20 protein-coding genes are annotated in these 20,752 nt (G+C 71.5%); 5 read left to right on the forward strand and 15 right to left on the reverse strand.

Annotated elements, in window-relative coordinates:
* The first annotated feature begins 2 nt into the window (after positions 1-2).
* Positions 3-1,091: a LolA family protein gene (locus M6B22_RS12345; RefSeq protein ID WP_269441850.1), complete on the forward strand. Its 1,089-nt coding sequence runs from the start codon at positions 3-5 to the stop codon at positions 1,089-1,091.
* A 10-nt stretch (positions 1,092-1,101) separates the two neighbouring features.
* Here the strand turns inward: M6B22_RS12345 and M6B22_RS12350 are convergent, their stop codons facing one another.
* The gene (locus M6B22_RS12350; protein WP_269441851.1) at positions 1,102-1,347 is read right to left on the reverse strand and encodes a DUF2630 family protein; all 246 of its coding nucleotides are present in this window, start codon (positions 1,345-1,347) and stop codon (positions 1,102-1,104) included.
* Positions 1,348-1,353: 6 nt separating this feature from the next.
* Entirely contained in the window at positions 1,354-2,754 is a 1,401-nt protein-coding gene (locus tag M6B22_RS12355; RefSeq protein WP_269441852.1) for an MFS transporter, read from the reverse strand.
* 214 nt (positions 2,755-2,968) lie between these two features.
* Here M6B22_RS12355 and M6B22_RS12360 point away from each other — a divergent pair, with 214 nt between their 5' ends.
* Positions 2,969-3,172, forward strand: a complete 204-nt coding sequence (locus M6B22_RS12360; protein ID WP_269441853.1) for a cold-shock protein — start codon at positions 2,969-2,971, stop codon at positions 3,170-3,172.
* 75 nt (positions 3,173-3,247) lie between these two features.
* Here M6B22_RS12360 and M6B22_RS12365 read toward each other — a convergent pair whose 3' ends face one another.
* From M6B22_RS12365 to pip, 10 genes are all read right to left on the reverse strand, one after another.
* On the reverse strand, positions 3,248-4,036 hold the full coding sequence (locus tag M6B22_RS12365) for an LLM class F420-dependent oxidoreductase (RefSeq protein ID WP_407935521.1): 789 nt from the start codon (positions 4,034-4,036) through the stop codon (positions 3,248-3,250).
* A gap of 43 nt (positions 4,037-4,079) precedes the next feature.
* Positions 4,080-5,981: a thioredoxin-like domain-containing protein gene (locus M6B22_RS12370; protein WP_269441855.1), complete on the reverse strand. Its 1,902-nt coding sequence runs from the start codon at positions 5,979-5,981 to the stop codon at positions 4,080-4,082.
* A gap of 43 nt (positions 5,982-6,024) precedes the next feature.
* Positions 6,025-6,162 carry a hypothetical protein gene (locus tag M6B22_RS12375; RefSeq protein WP_269441856.1) on the reverse strand — a complete coding sequence of 46 codons (138 nt, stop codon included), beginning with the start codon at positions 6,160-6,162 and terminating at the stop codon, positions 6,025-6,027.
* Between the two features lie 94 nt (positions 6,163-6,256).
* Positions 6,257-7,690: a dihydrolipoamide acetyltransferase family protein gene (locus tag M6B22_RS12380; RefSeq protein WP_269441857.1), complete on the reverse strand. Its 1,434-nt coding sequence runs from the start codon at positions 7,688-7,690 to the stop codon at positions 6,257-6,259.
* Between the two features lies 1 nt (position 7,691).
* Positions 7,692-8,666 carry an alpha-ketoacid dehydrogenase subunit beta gene (locus M6B22_RS12385; RefSeq protein WP_269441858.1) on the reverse strand — a complete coding sequence of 325 codons (975 nt, stop codon included), beginning with the start codon at positions 8,664-8,666 and terminating at the stop codon, positions 7,692-7,694.
* Between the two features lie 103 nt (positions 8,667-8,769).
* Entirely contained in the window at positions 8,770-9,891 is a 1,122-nt protein-coding gene (locus M6B22_RS12390; RefSeq protein ID WP_269441859.1) for a thiamine pyrophosphate-dependent dehydrogenase E1 component subunit alpha, read from the reverse strand.
* Between the two features lie 172 nt (positions 9,892-10,063).
* Entirely contained in the window at positions 10,064-10,330 is a 267-nt protein-coding gene (locus M6B22_RS12395; protein ID WP_269441860.1) for a hypothetical protein, read from the reverse strand.
* Positions 10,331-10,744: a hypothetical protein gene (locus tag M6B22_RS12400; protein ID WP_269441861.1), complete on the reverse strand. Its 414-nt coding sequence runs from the start codon at positions 10,742-10,744 to the stop codon at positions 10,331-10,333. It abuts the gene before it with no gap.
* A gap of 60 nt (positions 10,745-10,804) precedes the next feature.
* On the reverse strand, positions 10,805-12,850 hold the full coding sequence (locus M6B22_RS12405; protein ID WP_269441862.1) for a HelD family protein: 2,046 nt from the start codon (positions 12,848-12,850) through the stop codon (positions 10,805-10,807).
* Between the two features lie 41 nt (positions 12,851-12,891).
* On the reverse strand, positions 12,892-13,848 hold the full coding sequence (gene pip / locus M6B22_RS12410; protein WP_269441863.1) for a prolyl aminopeptidase: 957 nt from the start codon (positions 13,846-13,848) through the stop codon (positions 12,892-12,894).
* Positions 13,849-13,895: 47 nt separating this feature from the next.
* Between pip and M6B22_RS12415 the strand changes: the two genes are divergently transcribed.
* Complete coding sequence (locus M6B22_RS12415) at positions 13,896-14,432, forward strand: hypothetical protein (protein ID WP_269441864.1); 537 nt, start codon at positions 13,896-13,898, stop codon at positions 14,430-14,432.
* Positions 14,433-14,444: 12 nt separating this feature from the next.
* On the opposite strand, the gene M6B22_RS12420 is transcribed toward M6B22_RS12415, so the two are convergent.
* Complete coding sequence (locus M6B22_RS12420; RefSeq protein ID WP_269441865.1) at positions 14,445-15,041, reverse strand: TetR/AcrR family transcriptional regulator; 597 nt, start codon at positions 15,039-15,041, stop codon at positions 14,445-14,447.
* A 54-nt stretch (positions 15,042-15,095) separates the two neighbouring features.
* On the opposite strand from M6B22_RS12420, the gene M6B22_RS12425 reads away from it, so the two are divergent.
* A complete protein-coding gene (locus M6B22_RS12425; protein ID WP_269441866.1) occupies positions 15,096-15,524 on the forward strand; it encodes a DUF2867 domain-containing protein in 429 nt (142 codons plus the stop codon).
* Between the two features lie 33 nt (positions 15,525-15,557).
* The gene (locus tag M6B22_RS12430; RefSeq protein ID WP_269441867.1) at positions 15,558-18,260 is read left to right on the forward strand and encodes an MGH1-like glycoside hydrolase domain-containing protein; all 2,703 of its coding nucleotides are present in this window, start codon (positions 15,558-15,560) and stop codon (positions 18,258-18,260) included.
* Between the two features lie 49 nt (positions 18,261-18,309).
* On the opposite strand, the gene M6B22_RS12435 is transcribed toward M6B22_RS12430, so the two are convergent.
* Both M6B22_RS12435 and M6B22_RS12440 read right to left on the reverse strand, forming a co-directional pair.
* Positions 18,310-20,127: a phosphoenolpyruvate carboxykinase (GTP) gene (locus M6B22_RS12435; RefSeq protein WP_269441868.1), complete on the reverse strand. Its 1,818-nt coding sequence runs from the start codon at positions 20,125-20,127 to the stop codon at positions 18,310-18,312.
* Positions 20,128-20,316: 189 nt separating this feature from the next.
* Positions 20,317-20,742, reverse strand: a complete 426-nt coding sequence (locus M6B22_RS12440; protein ID WP_269441869.1) for a DUF2000 family protein — start codon at positions 20,740-20,742, stop codon at positions 20,317-20,319.
* Positions 20,743-20,752: the final 10 nt, after the last annotated feature.

Genomic DNA, 20,752 nt, shown 5'->3' on the forward strand with positions numbered 1-20,752 from the left:
AAGTGACGATCGCGTCTTTCGCCCGGCGACACCCCGCGTTGCGGTGGGTCGTCCCGACGACGATCCTCGCCATCGCTGCCACGTCGACCGTAGCGGTGTTCAGCCTCAGCCGCTCGGACGATCGCCTTCCGGAAGCGACCGCCGATTCGCTGGTGCGCGGCATCGAGGCGGCCCGCGACACCGGGTTCTCCGGGACCGTCCTCGCGCAGACCTCGCTGGACCTGCCGGTGTCGGCCGCCGCGTCCGGCAGTGGATCCCCGACGCTGCTCGAGGCCGGCTCGCACACGATGCGCTACTGGTACGGCGGTGCCCAGCGGCAGCGGGTCGCACTGCTCGCGGCCACCAGCGAGACCGACGTGTTCCACTCCGGCCGCGACGTCTGGCAGTGGGACAGCCAGACCCGCGTGGCCACCCACTCGCTGCTCGCCCCGGCCGCGACCGCCGCGATCGGCGCGCCGATCTCGCCGGCGCCGTTGACCCTCGCGACCCTCACCCCGCAGCAGCTGACCGAGCGCACACTGGCCGCCATCGACGAGCAGACCGAGATCATCTCCAGGCTCGGGCCGCAGATCGCCGATCGGCCGACATACGAGCTGATCCTGCGGCCGGCGGACGACGCGCAGACCCGCATCGGCGCCGTCCACATCGACGTGGACGCCGCGCGCAACGTCCCGCTCGGCGTGCAGGTCTACGCCCGCGGTCTGCTGCAGCCGTCCATCGACGTCGCGTTCACCAGCGTCACCTACAAGATGCCCGCGGCCGACTACTTCGCCTTCACGCCGCCGGCCGGGGCGACGGTGCTGCGCGGCCCGCAGCAACAGATCGTCGCGGCGGCTCCCGGCGCGGCGGTCGCCCAGGCCGCGATCGGCGACACCGGCTGGGCGGCGATCACCGAGTACCGCGCGGTCGGCGGCCCCTCTGCCGTCGTGCCGCGGGACATGCAGTCGACGATGAGCACAGTCTCCGGGGACTGGGGCTCGGGCGCGCTGCTCGACACCCCGCTGCTGTGCCTGCTCGTCACGGCGGACGGCCGGGTGCTCGCCGGCTCGGTGGAGCCCGCCGTGCTGTACGCCGCGGCCGCGCACAGCTGATCGGTCCGGGCTACTGCAGGTAGCCCTCCACCTCGTTCACGCTGCGTTCGCGTGCCGTGTCCGGGTTCTCGCCGGTGTCCTCGCGGGCGCGGCGCTGGCGCAGCAGGTCCCACGCCTGATCGAGCTGGTTCTCCAGGGCCTGCAGCCGGGTCCGATCGGCGCCGTCGAGTCCGTGGCCGCTCGCGCGCAGCCGCTTCTCCTCGGCGACCAGCTCGTGGATGTGTTCGAGGATGCCTTTGTCGGTGCCGTCGTCCATTTTCGGTTACAGCCTTTCGCTTTTAGGTCGGACGCTGAGCGCGACGGCGAGTGCAGCCAGGACGAGCAGGCCCACGCAGCACAGTGCCACCACCCGGTAACCGTGCACCATGACCGGCACCTGGCGGTAGGCCTCTCCGCGCAACCCGGCCAGCGGCGGCAGCACCGCCACCGCCAGCAGCCCGCCGGCGCGCGCGATCGCGTTGTTCACCCCGGACGCGATGCCGACGTCGTCACCGGGCGCGGCGGCCATCACCGTGGCCGTCAACGGCGCGACCAGCGTGACCAGGCCGAGTCCGAACAGGACGACGCCGGGCAGCACGTCGAGCAGGTAGTTGCGGTGCTGCGCGTCGATGCGCAGCGTCAGCAGCAGGCCGGCCGCCGCGAGCAGTGGTCCGGCGATCAGCTGTGCCCGCGGGCCGATCCGGGTGGCGAGGGCGCCGCTGCGCGCGGACAGCACGAGCAGCAGGATCGTGATCGGCAGCGTCGCGAGGCCGGCCGCCAGCGCGCCGTAGCCGCCGGAGACCTGCAGGTGCAGCACCAGCACGAACAGCACCGCCCCGAGCGCTGCGTAGGTCAGCAGCGTCATGGCGTTCGTCCCGCTGAAGGTGCGGTCGGCGAACAGGCGCAGCGGCACGAGCGGCTCGCGCGCCCGCCGTTCGACGAGCACGAACACGACGAGCAGCGCCGCGCCCGCCGCACACGTCCCGACCGTCACGGCGGACCAGCCCGCGGTGCCGGCGTGCGTGCTGCCGAAGGTCAGCAGTGCGAGGGCGCCTGCGACCAGGGCGGTGCCGGCGACGTCCGGGGTGTGGGACGTACGGGTCGAGCGGGTCTCCGGCACGAACCGCAGCCCGAGGAACACCACGAGCGCGGCGAGCGGCAGGTTGATCAGGAACGCCCACCGCCACGAGTGGTACTGCACCAGCCAGCCGCCGAGCAGCGGCCCGATCGCGGTGCTGACTCCGGAGAGCCCGGACCAGGCGCCGACCGCGATAGCGCGGTCCTCGGCGATGAAGCTCGCGGAGATGATCGCCAGGCTGCCCGGGGTCATCAGCGCGCCGCCGACACCCTGTACCGCGCGGGCGGCGATCAGCACGCCCGCGTTCGGGGCGAGCGCGCAGGCCAGTGAGGCCAGGGCGAACCACGTCGCGCCGATCAGGAAGATGCGACGCCGGCCGAGCCGGTCACCGAGCGAGCCGCCGAGCAGGATCAGACTGGCCAGCGCCAGCGTGTACGCGTTCAGCACCCACTGCAGCGCGGTGAAACCGGCGTGCAGATCCTGGCCGATGTGCTTGGCCGCGACGTTGACGATCGTGCTGTCCAGGAACGCCATTCCGGATCCGAGGACGGTTGCGGCCAGGACCGCGCGCCCGCGCGCCGTCTCCAACCGGACCAGTTGGCTCATGGGCACAGTCTGCCGGGCCTCGAATTCGCCGTTCGGGACTTGCGGGAAAGGCACCTTGCCTTGCTAGGCTGTTGCCGGTTGCCGCGATGGCTCGTACGCGAGGCAGGTAACCGGTTGATCGTCCTTCTCTCGGCTGTCGGGAAATGGTGTTCGCCCGGTGGTGACCTCGGAACCCGCAAGGTGCGGTTTCCTAGCAGCAATAGGAGAAGTTGACGTGGCTCAGGGCGTAGTCAAGTGGTTCAACAGCGAGAAGGGCTTCGGCTTCATCGCTCCCGACGGTGGCGCTCCGGACGTGTTCGTCCACTACTCGGCCATCCAGTCCGACGGCTACCGCTCGCTGGATGAGAACCAGCGGGTGGAGTTCGACGTGACCCAGGGCCAGAAGGGCCCGCAGGCGGAGAACGTCCGCCCGGTCTGACACCCGGTACCAAGCGAAGGGGCCCTGCCGCCGGCAGGGCCCCTTCGTCATCTGCTGGTGAGGCGCGTGCCGCTGTTACTGCGAGTCGCGCCAGGCGAGCCAGGACTTGAGCTGACCGAGGTCGTGCCCCTCGTTGCCGACGCCGACGGTGAACAGCGTCGCGCCCGCCTCGAGCAGCGGCCCCGCGACTTCGGCCGGTTCGCCGGAGGCTCCGGTACCGACCGACACCTCGATCTCGGCCGGGTCACGCCCGATGTCGGCGCAGTGCTTCCGCAGGACCGCCAGTTTCCGGGTGAGCGTCTCGGCGTCGCTGAAGGAGTGCCAGATGTTGGCGTGCCGGGCGACCATGCGCAGCGTCTTGCGCTCGCCGCCGCCGCCGATGAGCACCGGGAGCTTGCGTCGGGGCGGCGGGTTGAGCTTGCCGAGCCGCTCCTCGATCCGGGGCAGCGCTTCGGCCAGCACGTCCAGCCGCTGCCCGGCGGTGCCGAACTCGTAGCCGTACTCGGTGTAGTCGCGCTCGAACCAGCCCGACCCGATGCCGAGGATCAGCCGGCCGTCGCTGATGTTGTCGACGGTGCGGGCCATGTCGGCGAGCAGGTCCGGGTTGCGGTAGCTGTTGCAGCTCACCAGCGCCCCGATCTCGATCCGGCTGGTCTGCTCGGCCCAGGCGCCGAGCATCGTCCAGCACTCGTAGTGCTTGCCGTCGGGGTCGCCGTAGAGCGGGTAGAAGTGGTCCCAGTTGAACACGATGTCGGTGCCGAGGTCCTCGGCCTCCCGGACCCGGTCACGCAGCGTGGCGTAGTCGGCGTGCTGGGGTTGTAGCTGCAGGGCGATTTGGATCGCTGGATTCGTCACGTCCGGCAACGCTACTTGGCCGCAGCAGCGGGCCGCGCGCGAATTGCCCGGCTCAGCCGAGCAGGACCAGCTCCAGCTCGGTGGTGTCGCCGCCGGCGCGGACCTGGACGGGGACGCCCCAGTCCTGCCGGGCGAGGTAGCACGCGGGGTGTTCGCCTCCCGCGTCGTCGCAGGACGCGGCCTGCGCGGTCAGGTGCAGGACCCCGTCGCCCTCGGCGAGGACCAGGTCGCGGGCCAGCTCGGCCGAGTCGCCCGCGCCGTCCAGCAGCAGCGACGGCGGCGAGGCGCTGACGCTGAGCCGGGTGGACGGGCCGTACCGTTCGTCCAGCTTGCGCCCGGGCGCCGGCCGGAACACGACGCGCAGCCGGACCGGGCCGGCCGCTACCGGGGTCGGCGGGCGAGCCGTCCGCAGCGCCTTGCCGTCGACCTGCGCGCCGTCGACCTGCGCGCCGCGGAGCTGGGCCGCAGTCAGCGCCGGCAGGCGCACCAGCCGGTGCGCGGCCGACTCCACCACCACCAGGTCACCGCCGGCCAGCACCGCACCGGACGGTTCGGCGAGCCCGCCGGCGAGCGTGCTCACCTGGCCGGTTGCGGGGTCGTAGCGGCGGACGGCTCCGTTGTAGGTGTCCAGCACCGCGACGCTGCCGTCGGCCAGCACGGTGACGCCGAGCGGGTGCTGCAGGCGGGCCTGCGCCGCCGGGCCGTCGACGTGCCCGAACTCGAACAGCCCCGCGCCGACGGCGGTGTGCAGCTCGCCGTCCTGCAGGTAGCGCAGCGCGGACGTCTCCGAGTCGACGAACCACAGTCGATCGGCGGCGCCGGCAACACCGGCGGGGGCGACGGCGAGGCCGGAGGGCTGGGCCAGCCAGCCGTCTGCCGCCGGGCCGTCGCGCAGGCCCTCCACGGTGGTGCCCGCGAGCACCTCGGTGCTGCCGGTGCGCGGGTCGAAGGCCAGCAACAGGTGGACGCCTGCCGCGGCGATGACGACCCGCTCGATGGCCGGCCACCAGCTGACGTCCCACGGCGAGAGCATCGGCGGGATCGGGCCGGTCACCGTCCGCGTCCCGGCCAGGGCTGCGGCCAGGTCGATCGTCGCGACCACCTCGGCGGCCGCGGGCGTCCCGGTCGCGTCGGCCGCCTCGAGCCGGACCCCACGCAACACGTGGTTGGCGGTGTCGGCCACCAGCACGTCGTAGCGGGCGAGTCCGGGCGGCAGCAAGGTGAGGCCGTTCGGCTCTGCGAAGCGGGCCATCTCGGCCGGGCCGTCCACCCGGCCGCGGGTGCCGGTGCCGATACGGGCCAGGACGGTCTCGCCGTCGGTGGCCAGCTCGAGGAGCGAATGATGGCCGGCGTCGGCGACGAGCACGCTGTCGCGCTCGCGGCCGGTGCGGGCGGCGGGAAGGACGATCGCCTTGGCCGGGAAGCGCAGCGCGGACGGTGCGGCCGACGCGGTGACCGCCGGGGCGACGCCGCGGCGCAGCGTGCCGGCGGCCTCGTGCTCGGCCGCGAGCAGCTCGATCGTCGCCGCCAGCGCGCTGACCTGGCCCTCACCCGCGGCCTGGGCGACCAGGTAGCCCTGCGGGTCGATCAGCGCGAGCGTCGGCCAGGCCTTGACCGCGTACTGCTGCCAGAGGTGCAGTTCGGGGTCGTTCACGACGACGTGCTCGACCTCGTATCGCTCCATCGCGGCGCGGACGGTGCGCGGATCGCGTTCGTGGGCGAACTTGGCCGAGTGGACGCCCACCACGGTGAGGATGTCGCCGAAGCGCGCCTCGAGCGGGCGCAGCTCGTCCAGCACGTGCAGGCAGTTGGCGCAGCAGGACGTCCAGAAGTCCAGCAACACGAAACGCCCGCGTTGGGACGCGAGCGTTGTCGGGGTGCCGCCCAGCCAGTCCGCGCCCGCGCCGGGAAGTTCCGGAGCGCGGACGCGGGGCGGGCGGGCGGCGGCAGTCACCTCAGCGCAACGGCGGGTGGCTGCGGGCTGTTCCGCAGATCGGTCAGCGGTTGTAGTCGCGGCTGGCCGCGGCGATGAGCTCCTGCCGGACGGCCGGCGAGGCGGTGCGCAGGGCGCGGTCGAACTCGCGGGCGTTGCGGCGGGCGCGAATGCGGGCGGTGAACTTGCTGGTGGTGGACATCGTTGGCCTCCGTGGCGGTTGCTTTACGTGAACTATACCGCCACAACCGAGGAATCGAAGCCAATATGCCGCTCAGTGGCTAAGGTCACGAACCCTAAAGCAGTGCCAACCCTGGATCTGTTAGGACCTGAGCCACATCGGACAGGAACTGCGAACCCTGCTGGCCGTCCACCAGCCGGTGGTCGAAGGACACCGCCAGCTGGGTGACCCAACGCGGCTCGATCCGTTCGCCGGGCTGAGTGCGGTCACCGTCGGTCACCACCCACGGCATCCGCCGCACCGCGCCGAACGCGACGATGCCGGCCTCGCCCGGGTTGATGATCGGCGTGCCGGTGTCCACGCCGAACACGCCCACGTTGGTGATCGTGATCGTGCCGCCTGCCATGTCCGCCGGCGGCGTCTTGCCCGAGCGGGCCACCTCGGTGAGCCGGCCGATCGCGCCGGCCAGTTCGCGCAGCGACATCGTGTCGGCGTCCTTGATGTTCGGCACGATCAGGCCGCGTCCGGTGGCGGCGGCGATGCCCAGGTTGACGTAGTGCTTGAGGACGATCTCGCCGGCGGCCTCGTCCCAGGTCGCGTTGATCTCCGGGGTGCGCCGGGCGGCCAGGATCACCGCCTTGGCGACGAACAGCAGCGGCGAGACCTTGACGTCCCGGAACTCGCGCCGGGCCGCGACCCGATCGCGCAACTGCATCATCTCGGTCACGTCGACGGTGACGAACTCGGTGACGTGCGGGGCGGTGAACGCCGAGGCCACCATGGCGGCCGCGGTGTGCTTGCGCACGCCCTTGATCGGGATGCGGGTCTCCCGCGCCGCGGGGGCAGCCGGCGCACCGCTGGGCGCGTACGCCTGCCCGGACGCGGCGGCGTGCACGTCCTCGCGCGAGATCGTGCCGTTCGGGCCGGTCGGCTGGACGCCGCCCAGATCCACGCCCAGGTCCCTGGCCAGCTTGCGCACGGGTGGCTTGGCGAGCACCTGGTGAGCGTGCCGCGCGGCCGCGGGCACGGACGCCGGCGGCGGCATGGTGTCGCTGTCCGGCTCGGGCAGCGGCGGCCGCTGCGCCGCCGACGGCGGAAGGTTGAACGACGCGTTCACTCCGGCCGTCACGGCGGGAGTGGCGCGCCGCCTCCGGCGGCCCCCGCCGCCTTCCTGGGGGCCGTAGCCGACCAGGGTCAGTTGCTTCTCGTCGGCGCCGGACGGCTCGCCGGGCAGTTCGGGCACCAGGTCCTCGACCGCGGCGTTGCCCGGATCGGACGACGGCGCGCTCGCCGCTGCCCCGCCGGTGGCCACGTCGATCGAGATGATCGCGGTCCCGACCGGCACCGTCTCGCCCTCGGCGGCGTGGATGCCCGTGACGACCCCGGCCCACGGCGCCGGCAGTTCGACGGCCGCCTTCACGGTCTCCACCTCGGCGATGGTGTCGTTCACGGCGACCGTGTCGCCCACCGCGACCATCCACTTGAGGATGTCGCCCTCGGTCAGCCCCTCGCCGAGGTCCGGAAGCTTGAACTGCCTGATGTCACTCAACTCAGTACTCCAGTGAGGTGTCGACGGCGTCCAGGATGCGATCGACGCTGGGCAGCCATTCGTTCTCCAGCCTGCTCGGCGGGTACGGCGTGTCGTACGAGGTCACTCGCAGCACCGGTGCCTCCAGCGAGTAGAACGCCTGCTCCTGGACGCGGGCGGCGATCTCGGCGCCCGCGCCGAAGCTGCCCGGCGCCTCGTGGACGATGACCAGCCGGCCGGTGCGCCGCACCGACTCCAGCACGGTGGGCATGTCCAGCGGGGAGACCGAGCGCAGGTCGATGACCTCGAGGTTGCGCCCCTCCTCGGCGGCCACCGCGGCTGCCTCCAGCGTGGTGGTCAGCATCGAGCCGTACGCGAGCAGGGTGAGATCGGTTCCGGGACGGGCGATGCGGGCCTGGTAGAGCGGTGTCGGCCGCTCGGCGATCTCGGACTTGGCTGCGTGGTAGCGGCGCTTGGGCTCGAAGAAGATGACCGGGTCGTCGTCGGCGACGGCGTCCTGGATCATCCAGTAGGCGTCCGACGGGTCGGCGCAGACGAGGACCTTCAACCCCGCGGTGTGTGCGAAGTAGGCCTCCGGCGACTCGCTGTGGTGCTCGACCGCGCCGATGCCGCCGCCGTACGGGATGCGGATGGTGATCGGCATCTTGACCAGGCCGGACGAGCGGTTGTGCATCTTGGCGACCTGGCTGACGATCTGGTCGAAACCGGGGAAGACGAAGCCGTCGAACTGGATCTCGCACACCGGCCGGTAGCCGCGGATCGCCAGCCCCACGGCGGTGCCGATGATCCCGGACTCGGCGAGCGGGGTGTCGATGACGCGGTCCTCGCCGAAGTCCTTCTGCAGCCCGTCGGTCACCCGGAACACGCCGCCCAGCTTGCCGACGTCCTCACCCATGATGAGGACCTTCGGGTCGGCCTCCATGGCCTTGCGCAGCCCCTCGTTCAGCGCCTTGGCCATCGTCAGCTTCTCGCTCATGCCGCACCTGCCTCGTTGAGTGGCGGGTTATGGGTTGAGTGGCGGCCTGTAGCCCGCCACTCAACGGGAAAGTCGCCACTCAACGGGAGACGCCGTGAGGTGGTCATGCGGTTGCCTCCTGAAGGGACGCGACGAAGTCGGCGAACTCGTCGCGCTGCTCACGTAGTTCTGGCGGCATGGTGACGTGCACGTGCTCGAAGACGGACTGCGCGGTGGGGTTCGCCAGCGCCCGGCAGCCGCTGCGGATGTGCTCGGCCAGCTGCTCGGACTCGGCCGCCAGTTCGTCGAAGAAGGACGCCGGCAGCCCGGCCTGGCGGGTCAGGTAGGCGCGCACCCGCTCGATCGGATCCTTCAGCTTCCACGTCTCGCCCTCGCTGGCCAGCCGGTAGCGGCGCGGGTCGTCGTTGGTGGTGTGCGGGTTCATCCGGTAGGTGAACGCCTCGATGAGGGTCGGTCCCTGGGCGTTGCGGGCGTCGTCGAGCGCCTTGCGGGTGACCGCGAGGCTGGCCAGCACGTCGTTGCCGTCGATGCGGACGCCGGGGAAGCCGAAACCGTCCGCGCGCCGGTACAGCGGCACCCGGCTCTGCGTGGTCACCGGCTCGCTGATCGCCCACTGGTTGTTCTGGCAGAAGAAGACGACGGGCAGGTTGCCGGCGGCCGCGAACACGAACGACTCGTTCACGTCCCCCTGGCTCGAGGCGCCGTCGCCGAAGAACGCCAGGACCGCGGTGTCCCGGTCGTCGTCGCCGGTTCCGACGGCGCCGTCACGGACCACGCCCATCGCGTAGCCGGTCGCGTGCAACGTCTGCGCGCCGATCACGATCGTGTAGTTGTTGAAGTTGTGGGTGTACGGGCTGAAGCCGCCCAGGTTGGTCCCGCGGAACAGGCCCAGCAGCACCAGCGGGTCGACCTCGCGGCACCACGCGACGCCGTGCTCGCGATAGGTGGGGAAGGCCATGTCCTGCCGGCGCAGCGCGCGACCGGCGCCGATCTGGGCGCCCTCCTGGCCGAGCAGGCTGGCCCACAGGCCCAGCTCGCCCTGGCGCTGCAGCGCGATCGCCTCGCTGTCGATCCGCCGGACGAGCACGAGGTCGCGGTACAGCGCGGCGATCTGCTCGTCGGTGATCTCGAGCGGGTAGTCAGGGTGCTCGACGCGCTGGCCCTCCGGCGTCAAGAGCTGGACCATGTCCGGCTCGGGAGTCACCCGCTGGATGTGCTCGGTCATCTCAGGACACCACTTTCCGCATCGCGGCGCCGCGGGGGATTGCCACGCGAGCCGTCAGTTGGCCGGGCATCTCGTTGGTACAGGGGTGGCGCACCCGCCGAGATACCCAGGGGTTCCTACCATATCCGTGATCGCGGTCACGGCGGCACGTGCGGCATCGAGCGCGCCGCGCTCAGTCGCTCCCGTCGGGCAGCGCGTGTGCGCCCGGCGGCACGTCCCGGGACACGGCGGCACCGCGCTGCGCGGTGAGCACGGTCAGCCCGGCCTGCACCTGGGCCCGGGACACCTCGCGGCGCACCTGAAGCGGCAACCGCCCCCAGACGGCGTCCACGATCTCGGCGACGGTGGGGGCGGCGGCGCTCTCGTCCCGCTCCCGCGCGTCGCGATCGTGGCGGGCCAGCGCGTCCTCGATCCAGCCGCGCAGTTCCGTCCGGTTCAATCAGGCCGGGTTCGACGGCGGCTCGGGCTCGCGCGGTGGCACCTCGGGCGCGGTCTGTGGCAGCGGGTCCGGAGCCGGTGGCGGGTCGGACACCGGTGGCGCGTCGGGCACGACCGGCGACTCACGCCTCGGCTCGGGCTGGGACGGGTCGGTCGCGGGCGGCGCGCTCGCCGTCGAGTCATGGCCGGTGTCCTGCCCGCGCTCGTGCAGACCCTCGCGGAAGCCCTCGGCGGATTCCTTCACCTGGACGGCCATCTTGCCCGCCCGCTCGCGCGCCTTCGCGGCCAGCGGCTTGGCCCGCTCGACCGCGTTCTCGGCCATCGGACGCGCCTTCTGTGACATCTCCTGCGCGAGCGGCTTGGCCTTCTTGGACAGTTCTTCGGCCTTCAGCTTGGCTCGGTCCAGCAGCCCCATGGCGGTCCTCCTCGACGGCTCGGCTCCGTGCTGTTGACTACTACCCCGCCGTGAGCGCGGCTACACCGCGAGCTCGTCCGGCAACGGCTCGTCGTGCAGCACGGTCAGGCGGGACACCGCGCGGGTGAGCACCACGTACAGCCGGCGAAGTCCGCTGGTGCGTGTGGGCTCACCGGCGACGATACCCGCCGGTTCGACAAGAACCACCGAGTCGAACTCCAGGCCCTTGGCCTCGGAGGCCGGGACGAGGGTGACCCGCGGGTCCGCGTCCAGGTCCAGCTCCTCGGCGGTGATCCCGGCGTCGGCGAGTTGCTGGTGGACGGACTCGACGAGCGCGTCCGGGACGATGACGCCCACCGACCCCTCGGCCTGCAGGGTGCGCTGCACTTCCTGCGCGAGCGCGGCTGCGGGCGCGAACCGCAGCGCACCCTCGCCGGCGCGGACCGAGGTGGCGGCCGGGACACCGGCGGCGATGTGCGGCAACAACCGGTTCGCCACCTCGAGAACCTCGCCGGGCACGCGGTAGCCGGCGGTCAGCGGCCGCACCTCGGCGCCGGGGTGGCCGAGGTGGTGCAGCGTCACCGCCCAGTCGCCCGGCGCCCATGGCGTGGTGGCCTGGGCGAGGTCGCCGAGCACGGTGACCGAGCCGAGCGGGCACCGGCGGGCGATCGCGCGGCACTGCATCTCGGACAGGTCCTGCGCCTCGTCGACGACGACGTGCAGGAACGCGCTCGTCCCGTCGATCAGGCCGGCCAGCTCGTCGAGAAGTGCCGCGTCGGCCGGCGTCCACTGCGTCGAGCGCAGCGTGCGGGCGGGCTTGCGGAACAGCGCCGCGTGTTCGTCGTCGGTGAGCAGGCCGGCCGAGCACCGGGCGAGGAACTCCGGCTCGGCGAACAGCCGGGACAGCAGCGCCGGTGCGGTGAGGGCCGGCCATACGGTGTCGACGAACTCGCGCACCGCGGCCGAACGCGCGACCTTCGCCGTCTCGGCGTCCGACGGCGCGCCACCGACGTCCTCACGCTGGCGGCGGACGTCCTCGGCGAGCTGCATCCGCAACCGTTCGCGGGCCTGCGACCAGAGCAGGCCGCCGCTCGCGCCGGCTGTGGCGCCGGCCGCGGTCGCGGCGAGCGCCCGCCGCGCGTCGTCGACGTACCGGCGCAGGTGGTGCGCGCCGATCCGGTACCGCCGCGTGCCGACGATGGCGACCACGTCGTCGGTCGGCTTGCGGATGTGTGACAGCACGCCGCGGCGCAGCACCTCGGCCAGCCGTGCGTCTCCCTTGAGGGTGGCCAGCTCGGCGCTGTCGCGGGCCGGCCCGACGGCACCCACCAGGTCGTCGACCGTGGCCTGCTCGATGCCGATCTCGCCGAGGGAGGGCAGCACCTGGGCGATGTAGTGCAGGAACGCCTTGTTCGGGCCCACGACGAGCACGCCGGTGCGCCGCAGCCGCTCGGCGAAGGTGTAGAGCAGGAACGCGGCGCGGTGCAGCCCGACCGCGGTCTTGCCGGTGCCGGGCGCGCCCTGGATGCACAGCGAGGTCGCCAGGTCAGCGCGCACCAGTTCGTCCTGGTCCGGCTGGATCGTGGCGACGATGTCGCGCATCGGACCGACACGGGGGCGTTCGATCTCCTCGCGCAGCAACTCCGAGTTCAGCCCGAGCGCCTCGCCGCGATCCAGGTGCTCGTCCTCGAACGAGGTGAGCAGCCCGGCGTGGAACCCGAAACGGCGGCGCAACTGCACGCCCTGCCGGTCCGCCGGGCTGGCCCGGTAGAAGGGACGGGCCAACGGGGCGCGCCAGTCGATGACGACGGGATCGCCGGCCAGGTCGCGCACGTGCCGCCGGCCGATATGCAGGATCTCCGCGCCGGGCCGGTGGTCGTCGTGATCGCGGTCGGTGCGGCCGAAGAACGGCGGCGCGTCCGGGTCGGCGCGCAGCGCGGCCAGCCGTTCGGCGCGCATTCGGCCCAGCGCGTAGCTGGCCAGTTCGTCGACACCGTAGTCGGTGATGTGCTCGGCCGCCTCCTGCATCTGCAGGAGGCACCGGCGGGCGAGGTCGAGGTGGGCGCGTTCGTCGAGAAGGGCTTGGTCTACATCGTGGTCGGCCACGATCAGCTGACGTTACGCGCCGCGCGCAAGCCGATTCCGGCTCAGGTGGTTGCGAAGCGGTTCAGGGCGCGCATCATCTGCTCGGTCATCTCCGCACCTCCGGCGTGGCCGGTGCCGACGAGGTACAGCTCGGCGTCCGGCCAGGCCCGCGCGAGCAGCCAGGGCACGTCGGGCGGCCCGCCGAGATCGAGCCGGCCGTGGATCAGCACGCCCGGGATGCCGGCCAGGCGGTGCGCGTTCGCCAACAGCTCGCCCTCGTCCAGCCAGGCGGCGTTGGCGAAGTAGTGCGCGCAGAGCCGGGCGAACGTCATCCGGAACGCCGGGTCCGCGTACCGCGGGTTGGGCGCCCAGCCGTCCTCGAGCGAGACCACGGCGTCCTCCCACGCGCACCAGTCCAGCGCCGCCCTGGCCCGGACGTCCTCGTCCGGCTGCGCGTTCAGCAGCCGGTCGTAGGCGTGGATCAGGTTGCCGTCGCGCTGGTCGGCCGGCACGCCGGCGCGGAACCGGTCCCACTCGTCCGGGAAGAACCGGCCGGCCTCGTGGTAGAGCCAGTGGACGTCGGCGGGGCGGGTCATCGTCACCGAGACCAGCACGAGTTCGCTGACCCGGTGCGGGAACCGCTGCGCGTACGCGAGGGCGAGCGTGCAGCCCCACGAGCCGCCCCAGACCAGCCAGCGGTCGATGCCCAGGTGCTCGCGCAGCGCCTCGATGTCGGCGATCAGGTGCGCGGTGGTGTTCGCCGCCAGCGTCGTGGCCGGGTTGCTGACCGACGGCGTGCTGCGCCCGCAGCCGCGCTGGTCGAACTGGACGAAGTGGTAGCGCTGCGGGTCGAACGAGCGGCGCCGCCCCGGGGTCGTACCTCCGCCAGGGCCACCGTGCAACGCCAGGGCGGGCTTTCCGGCCGGGTTGCCGCTGGCCTCCCAATAGACGTGGTTGCCGTCGCCGACGTCGAGCAGCCCGCTCGCGTACGGCTCGATCTCGGGGTACCGGGTGAGCATCGCGCCATTACACCGCAGCCCTCGCCCACCCTGTCATGCTGTGAGCTGTGAGCACGCCGGAGCAGCCGCAGACACGTTCGGTGTGGAAGCGCCGCGCGGTCATCGCTGCCGGCGTCATCGTGCTGCTGGTCATCGGCTACTTCGTGGCGACCTCGTTCCTGCCCCGGTGGTGGTCGCACCGGGTCGGCGACCAGGTCGGCGGCACGTTCCGGTGGGGCATCTTCTGGGGGCTCGTGTACGGCGTGCTGTGCACGCTCGTCCCGATCCTGGTGGCGCGGCAGGCGATCTACCGGCAGCTCGGCTGGCGCGGCAAGGGTTGGATCGTGCTGGCGGCGATCGTGCTCGCGCTGCCGAACCTGATGACGCTGGGCATCGCGTGGGGTTCGGGCTCTGGCGCGCACGCCGGGCAGCGCACTCTCGACGATCAGGCGCCGGGCTTTCGCGGCGCGACGCTGGCGGGGTTCATCGTCGCGCTCGCCCTCGCGGTACTGATCGAGATCGCGCTGCAGGTGCGCCGCCGGCACAGCGCCGAGCTCACCGCGCTGCGCGTGGACAAGAAGATCCACGACGCGCGCGCGGACTGACGTCGTACCACCTCACGGCGAGGTGTCGCCGACCAGTGCCGCGGTCAGCTCGGCCACGAGCGCGCGGCGCGCGCGCGGGGTCTGCGGTAGCGCCGCCGGGACCGACTGGGTGAGCTGGACGTAGCCGAGGTACGCGGCGTACGCGAGTCGCGCCCGCCGCTCGGCAGCGGCCGCACCGAGGCCGGTTGCGCGCAGCAACCGCGCGACATAGGCGATCCGGCGCAGGGTGACCCGTTGCACCGCGGCGGCGACGGCCTGCTGCCCGGCCTGCTGTCCGGCGGCCTGCTGTCCGGCGGCGCCGAGCAGCCGCAGCTCGCCCGGCCGGGCCGACGTGGTGACCGCCGCGAACAGTTGCTGTACCTGGTCCGCCGCGGGACCGCCGGCCGCTTCGAGACGGGCGATCATCGAGTCGGTCACCTGCTCCTCCCACATCACGAGGGCGGCGGCGAGCAGTTCGTCGCGCGTGTGGAAGTGCCAGTAGAACGAGCCCTTCGTCGTGCCCAGGCGGCGGGCGAGCGGCTGGACGGCGACCGCGTCGGGGCCGGTCGTCATCAGCACGTCGAAGGCCGCCTCGACCCAGGTCGCCCTGCTGAGGCGCGCGCGTTCCACGTCTCCGTACTCTAGCGTATGGTTGTCCGTACGCCGACGTATGGAGGATGTGCGATGTCAGCTGCGCTGGAGCTCATGCCGCGGTCGGACTGGGCCACGGCAACCATCGTCACCGTGCCGGCGGCCGCGCCGGCCGACAGCCTCACCTGGGCCCGCGCGATCTTCGACGTCCGCTCGGTACCGGTGTGGGCCAAGGCGTTGTACGGGGTACGGGAGGCGCTGGTACGCGTCCTTGGCATCCCACCTGGCGAGCGGTCGATGCTGGCGGTCGACCACGTGCAGGACGGCGAGGCGATCATCGACACCGACGACGTACACCTGCACTTCGTGGCCGGCGTTCGCGTCGAGCCCGAGCGGGTGACGGTGACGACCGCGGTCACGCTCAAGGGCTGGCGCGGCCGGGTCTACTTCGTGCCCGTGCGGCTGCTGCACGATGCGATCACCCGGGCGATGATCGACGCGGCGGCACGCAGACTCGCCTGACCGATCGGCCCGCGGCGTGGCAGGGTAGGGGCGGTGAGCCGCCACGCCGTCGCCGAGGAGCGTGCGCACCGCAGCGCAGAGCACACCCGGCTGGCCGAGTCGCCCGACCCGGCCAGCCCGTGGCGGCTGTGGGGGCCGTACCTGTCCGGCCGGCAGTGGGGCACCGTCCGCGAGGACTACTCGCCCGACGGCGACGCGTGGGCGTACTTCCCCTTCGAGCACGCGCACCGGCGCGCCTACCGGTGGGGCGAGGACGGACTCGGTGGCATCTGTGATCGTTACGGTTTCCTCAACTTCTCCGTCGCGCTGTGGAACGGCAAGGACCCGGTCCTGAAGGAACGGCTGTTCGGCCTCACCAACGCCGAGGGCAACCACGGTGAGGACGTGAAGGAACACTGGTGGGCGCTCGACGGCACGCCCACCCATTCGTGGATGCGCTGGCGGTACCGGTACCCGCAGGCCGAGTACCCGTACGCGCAACTGCGGGCCGAGAACGCCCGGCGCAACCGCGAGGACCGCGAGTACGAGCTGGCCGACACCGGGGTGCTCGCCGAGAACCGGTTCTTCGACGTCACGGTCAGCTACGCCAAGGCCGCGCCGGACGACATCGCGATCGTCATCGAGGCGACCAACCACGGGCCGGACGCGGCGCCGCTGCACCTGTTGCCGCAGTTGTGGTTCCGCAACACGTGGGCGTGGGGACGTGACGTGCGCCGGCCGAGCATGCGCCGCGTCGATCCTCCCCGGTTGCCTGCCGGGCGCATGCACGTGCTCGAGTGCCGGCACGACTACCTAGGCCGGTACCACCTCAGTGCCGAGGACACCGCCGAAACCAACGCCGAGGTGCTGGTGTGCGAGAACGAGTCGGACCTCGTCTCGCTGTACGGCGTGCCGGCCAACCCGACCGCGTACGCCAAGGACGGCATCGATCGGCGGGTGATCCACGGCGAGCAGGACGCGGTGAATCCGGACGGAGCCGGTACCAAGGCGGCCATCTGGTACCGCTTCGACTCGATCGCGCCTGGAGCGAGTGTCCGCGTGCGGCTGCGGCTGTCGGCCGGACCGCCCGACGAGCAGTGCTTCGGTGCGGGGTTCGCGGCGGTGCTGTCCGATCGGGTCGAGGAGGCCGACGAGTTCTACGCCGAGACACTGCCGGAGCGGCTGAACGAGGAGGACCGCGCGATCGCGCGCCGTGCCTTCGCCGGACTGCTGTGGGGCAAGCAGCTGTATCGATACAGCGTCGAGGAGTGGCTGGCCGGCGACCCGGGCCAGCCCGAGCCGCCGCCGCAGCGCTCGCAGCCCGGCGCACGCAACACGTCCTGGCAGCACCTGGCGCTGGCCGACGTGCTGTCGATGCCGGACGAGTGGGAGTACCCCTGGTTCGCGTCCTGGGACCTGGCATTCCAGTGCGTCGCCCTCGCGCACGTCGACCCGGCGTTCGCCAAGGAACAGTTGCTGCTGCTGTGCCGCGAATGGGCGATGCACTCGGACGGCCAGTTGCCCGCGTACGAATGGGCATTCGGCGACGTGAACCCGCCGGTGCACATCTGGGCGGCCTGGCAGGTGTATCTGATCGACGGCCGCCGGGACAGCGACTTCCTCGTCCGCATCGTCACCAAGCTGCTGCTCAACTTCGGCTGGTGGGTCAACCGCAAGGACAGCGAGGGGAACAACCTGTTCGAGGGCGGCTTCCTCGGCATGGACAACATCGGGCTCTTCGACCGGTCCGCACCGCTGCCGGACGGCTGCCACCTGGAAGAGTCCGACGCGACGAGCTGGATGGCGTTCTTCTGCCTGAACATGCTCAAGGTCACGCTCGAGCTCGCCGGGACGGTGCCCGCGTGGGACGAGCTCGCCACCAAGTTCCTGCGGCACTTCCTGGACATCGCGCACGCCATGCGACGCTTCGGCTCGCAGGGGACCGGGCTGTGGGACGAGACGGACGGCTTCTGCTACGACGTGCTGGTGCACGCGAGCGGCCAGGCCGAGCCGTTGAAGGTGCGCTCGATGGTAGGGCTGCTACCCCTGCTGGCAGCGGCCCACGCGCCCGCATGGACCGCCGAAGCGCTGCCGGACTTCACCGCGCGGTTGCGCTGGCTGCAGCGGCGCCGTCCGGAGCTGCTCGACGGGCTGCTGTCACGCCCGGCCGAGCACGACGAGCCGGCCGACCAACTGCTCGCGGTGCTGGACGTCGACCGACTGCGCCGCGTACTGGACCGGCTCTTCGACGAGGACGAGTTCTTGTCCCGGTACGGCATCCGCTCGCTGTCGGCGGCCTACCGCACGCCGTTCACCACCGAGGTGGACGGCCGTCCGATGTCGATCGACTACGAGCCGGGCGAGTCGCGGACCGGCCTGTTCGGCGGCAACTCCAACTGGCGCGGTCCGATCTGGTTCCCGGTGAACGTGCTGCTCGCCGACGCGCTGCGGACCTATCACGCCTACCTCGGCGACGGTGCCACCTTCGACGTGCCGACCGGGTCGGGTACGGCGCTGCACCTCGGCCAGGCCGCCGACCTGATCGAGGCGCGGTTGATCGACCTGTTCCGCCGCGGCCCGGACGGACGGCGCCCGTGCGACGGCGCCCGGATCGAGAGCTCGGACGATCCGCTGTGGAGCGGGCAGCTGAGCTTTCACGAGTACTTCCACGGCGACACCGGCGAAGGTCTCGGCGCGTCGCACCAGACCGGCTGGACGGCGCTGGTCGCGCACCTGCTGTGCCGCGCAGACAGCTGAGCACGCCCTGGGCCCACCCGCCGGTGCGACCCAGGGCGTACTCAGGTGGTCAGGCCAACCGCTGCTTGAGCGCCTCGAGCTCGTCGTGCAGGGAGGACGGCAGCCGGTCACCGAGCTTGTCGAACCACTCCTCGATCTGGGCGATCTCGCCGCGCCACTCCTGCGGGTGCACCGCGAGCGCCTTCGCGAGGTCGTCGGCGGTCACATCCAGGCCGTCGATGTCCAGTGCGCCCGGCGCCGGCACCCGGCCGATCGGGGTGTCGACAGCGGCGGCGGTGCCGTCCATCCGCTCCAGCGCCCACTTGAGCACCCGGATGTTCTCGCCGAAGCCCGGCCACAGGAACTTGCCGTCCTCGTCGCGACGGAACCAGTTCACGTAGAAGATCTTCGGCAGCTTCCCCGCGTCGGCGCCCTTGCCCATTTCGATCCAGTGGGCCAGGTAGTCGCCGGCGTTGTAGCCGATGAACGGCAGCATCGCCATCGGGTCGCGCCGCACCACGCCCACCTGGCCGGTGGCGGCGGCGGTGGTCTCGGACGAGAGCGTGGCGCCCATGAACACGCCGTGCTGCCAGTCGCGCGCCTCGGTGATCAGCGGGATGGTGTCCTTGCGCCGACCACCGAAGAAGATCGCGTCGAGCGGCACGCCCTGCGGGTCGTCGTACTCGGCCGCGCGGGTCGGGCACTGCTCGATCGGGGTGCAGTAGCGGCTGTTCGGGTGCGCGGCCTTCTCCTCGCTCTCCGGCGTCCAGTCCTGCTGCTTCCACGACGTCAGATGCGCGGGCGGCTCGGCGCCCATGCCCTCCCACCAGATGTCGCCGTCGTCGGTCAGCGCGACGTTGGTGAAGATCGAGTTGCCCTTGTCGATCGTGCGCATCGCGTTCGGGTTGGTGTGGTAGTCGGTGCCCGGCGCGACGCCGAAGAAGCCGTTCTCCGGGTTCACCGCGTAGAACCGGCCGTCCGGTCCGATCCTGATCCAGGCGATGTCGTCACCGACCGTCTCCAGCCGCCATCCCGGCAGCGCAGGCTCGAGCATCGCCAGGTTCGTCTTGCCGCACGAGGACGGGAACGCGGCGGCGATGTAGTACTTCTTGTTCTCCGGCGAGATCAGCTTGGCGATGAGCATGTGCTCGGCCATCCAGCCGTCGTCGCGAGCCTGGACCGAGGCGATGCGAAGCGAGTGGCACTTCTTGCCGAGCAGCGCGTTGCCGCCGTAGCCCGAGCCGTACGACCAGATCGCCCGCTCCTCGGGGAACTGCACGATGTACTTGGTCTCGTTGCACGGCCAGGGCACGTCCTGCTCGCCGGGCTGCAGCGGCGCACCCACCGAGTGCAGCCCGGGGACGAAGGTGCGCTCGTCGGTGAACAGTTCGAGGGCACGCGTTCCGCAGCGGCTCATGATGTGCATCGAGGCGACCACGTACGGCGAGTCGGTGATCTCGACGCCCAGCATAGGCTCGTCGGCATCGAGCGGACCCATGCAGTACGGCAGCACGTACATGGTGCGGCCGGTCATCGAACCGCGGAACCGCTCGGTGAGGATCGCCTTCATGTCCGCGGGATCCATCCAGTTGTTGGTGGGCCCGGCGTCCTTCGGATCGGCGCTGCAGATGAAGGTGCGGTCCTCGACCCGCGCGACGTCGGCGGGGTCCGAGGCGCACCAGAACGAGTTCGGCTTCTTCTGCTCGTTGAGCCGGCGGAACGTCCCATTGGCGACCAGCAGATCGGTGATCCTCGTCCACTCCTGCGGCGAGCCGTCCACCCACTCGATCCGGTCCGGCTGGGTCAACTCCGCGCTCTCCCGGACAAATGTCAGTAGCTTCGCGTGCGTGGTGGGGGCCGAATCAAGACCAGGGATGGTTGCCGTCATGCGTGTGTCTCCTCGCCAGTCAACGTCGACTGCGCGGCAGCGCTGAACTCGCCGCCGCGTGTCACGTGGGATGGCAGGAACGTACCCGCTGAAAGCGCTATCAGACCCACCCAGAACGTTGCGTTCATGGTCACATCGGGCCCGCCCAACGCGTGCTTCCTCAGTGTCTGCGGCGGGTTCTCGTCGCGCTCAGCCGTGTAGCCGCAGCCCTTTGGTGATCTTGTCGGCGTCGCGCCGCGCGGTGCGGAACGCCAGCCCGGTGAGGTGCAGTTCGGCGGCGTGCACCGCCCGCACCGCGGCGCGATTGTCGGCGTCGTTCCCGGTCGCGAACAAATCCTCGGTGAAGATCGCCGGGACGACTCCGCGGGCGAGCGCGCGCTCGCGGGTGCGGGTCAACTCGGCCCCGGTGCCGGCGAAAACCATGGCCGGCTGGCCGAAGGTCGCCAGGTACTTGGTGCCGTCGGCGTCCTCGTAATGCTCGCCGATGGACTCGGGCGCGTCCGCGGCAATCGCAGCGGCCAGGAACGCGGTCATGTTCAGCTTCTGCCAGGACGCGAGATCCTCGCGCACCACGATGGCGATCTTGGTCTCGAAACGGGCGGGTTGCTCGGTCATGAGATAGAAA

This window comes from Jatrophihabitans cynanchi (assembly GCF_027247405.1).
In the GTDB taxonomy this organism is placed as follows: Bacteria; Actinomycetota; Actinomycetes; order Mycobacteriales; family Jatrophihabitantaceae; genus Jatrophihabitans_B; species Jatrophihabitans_B cynanchi.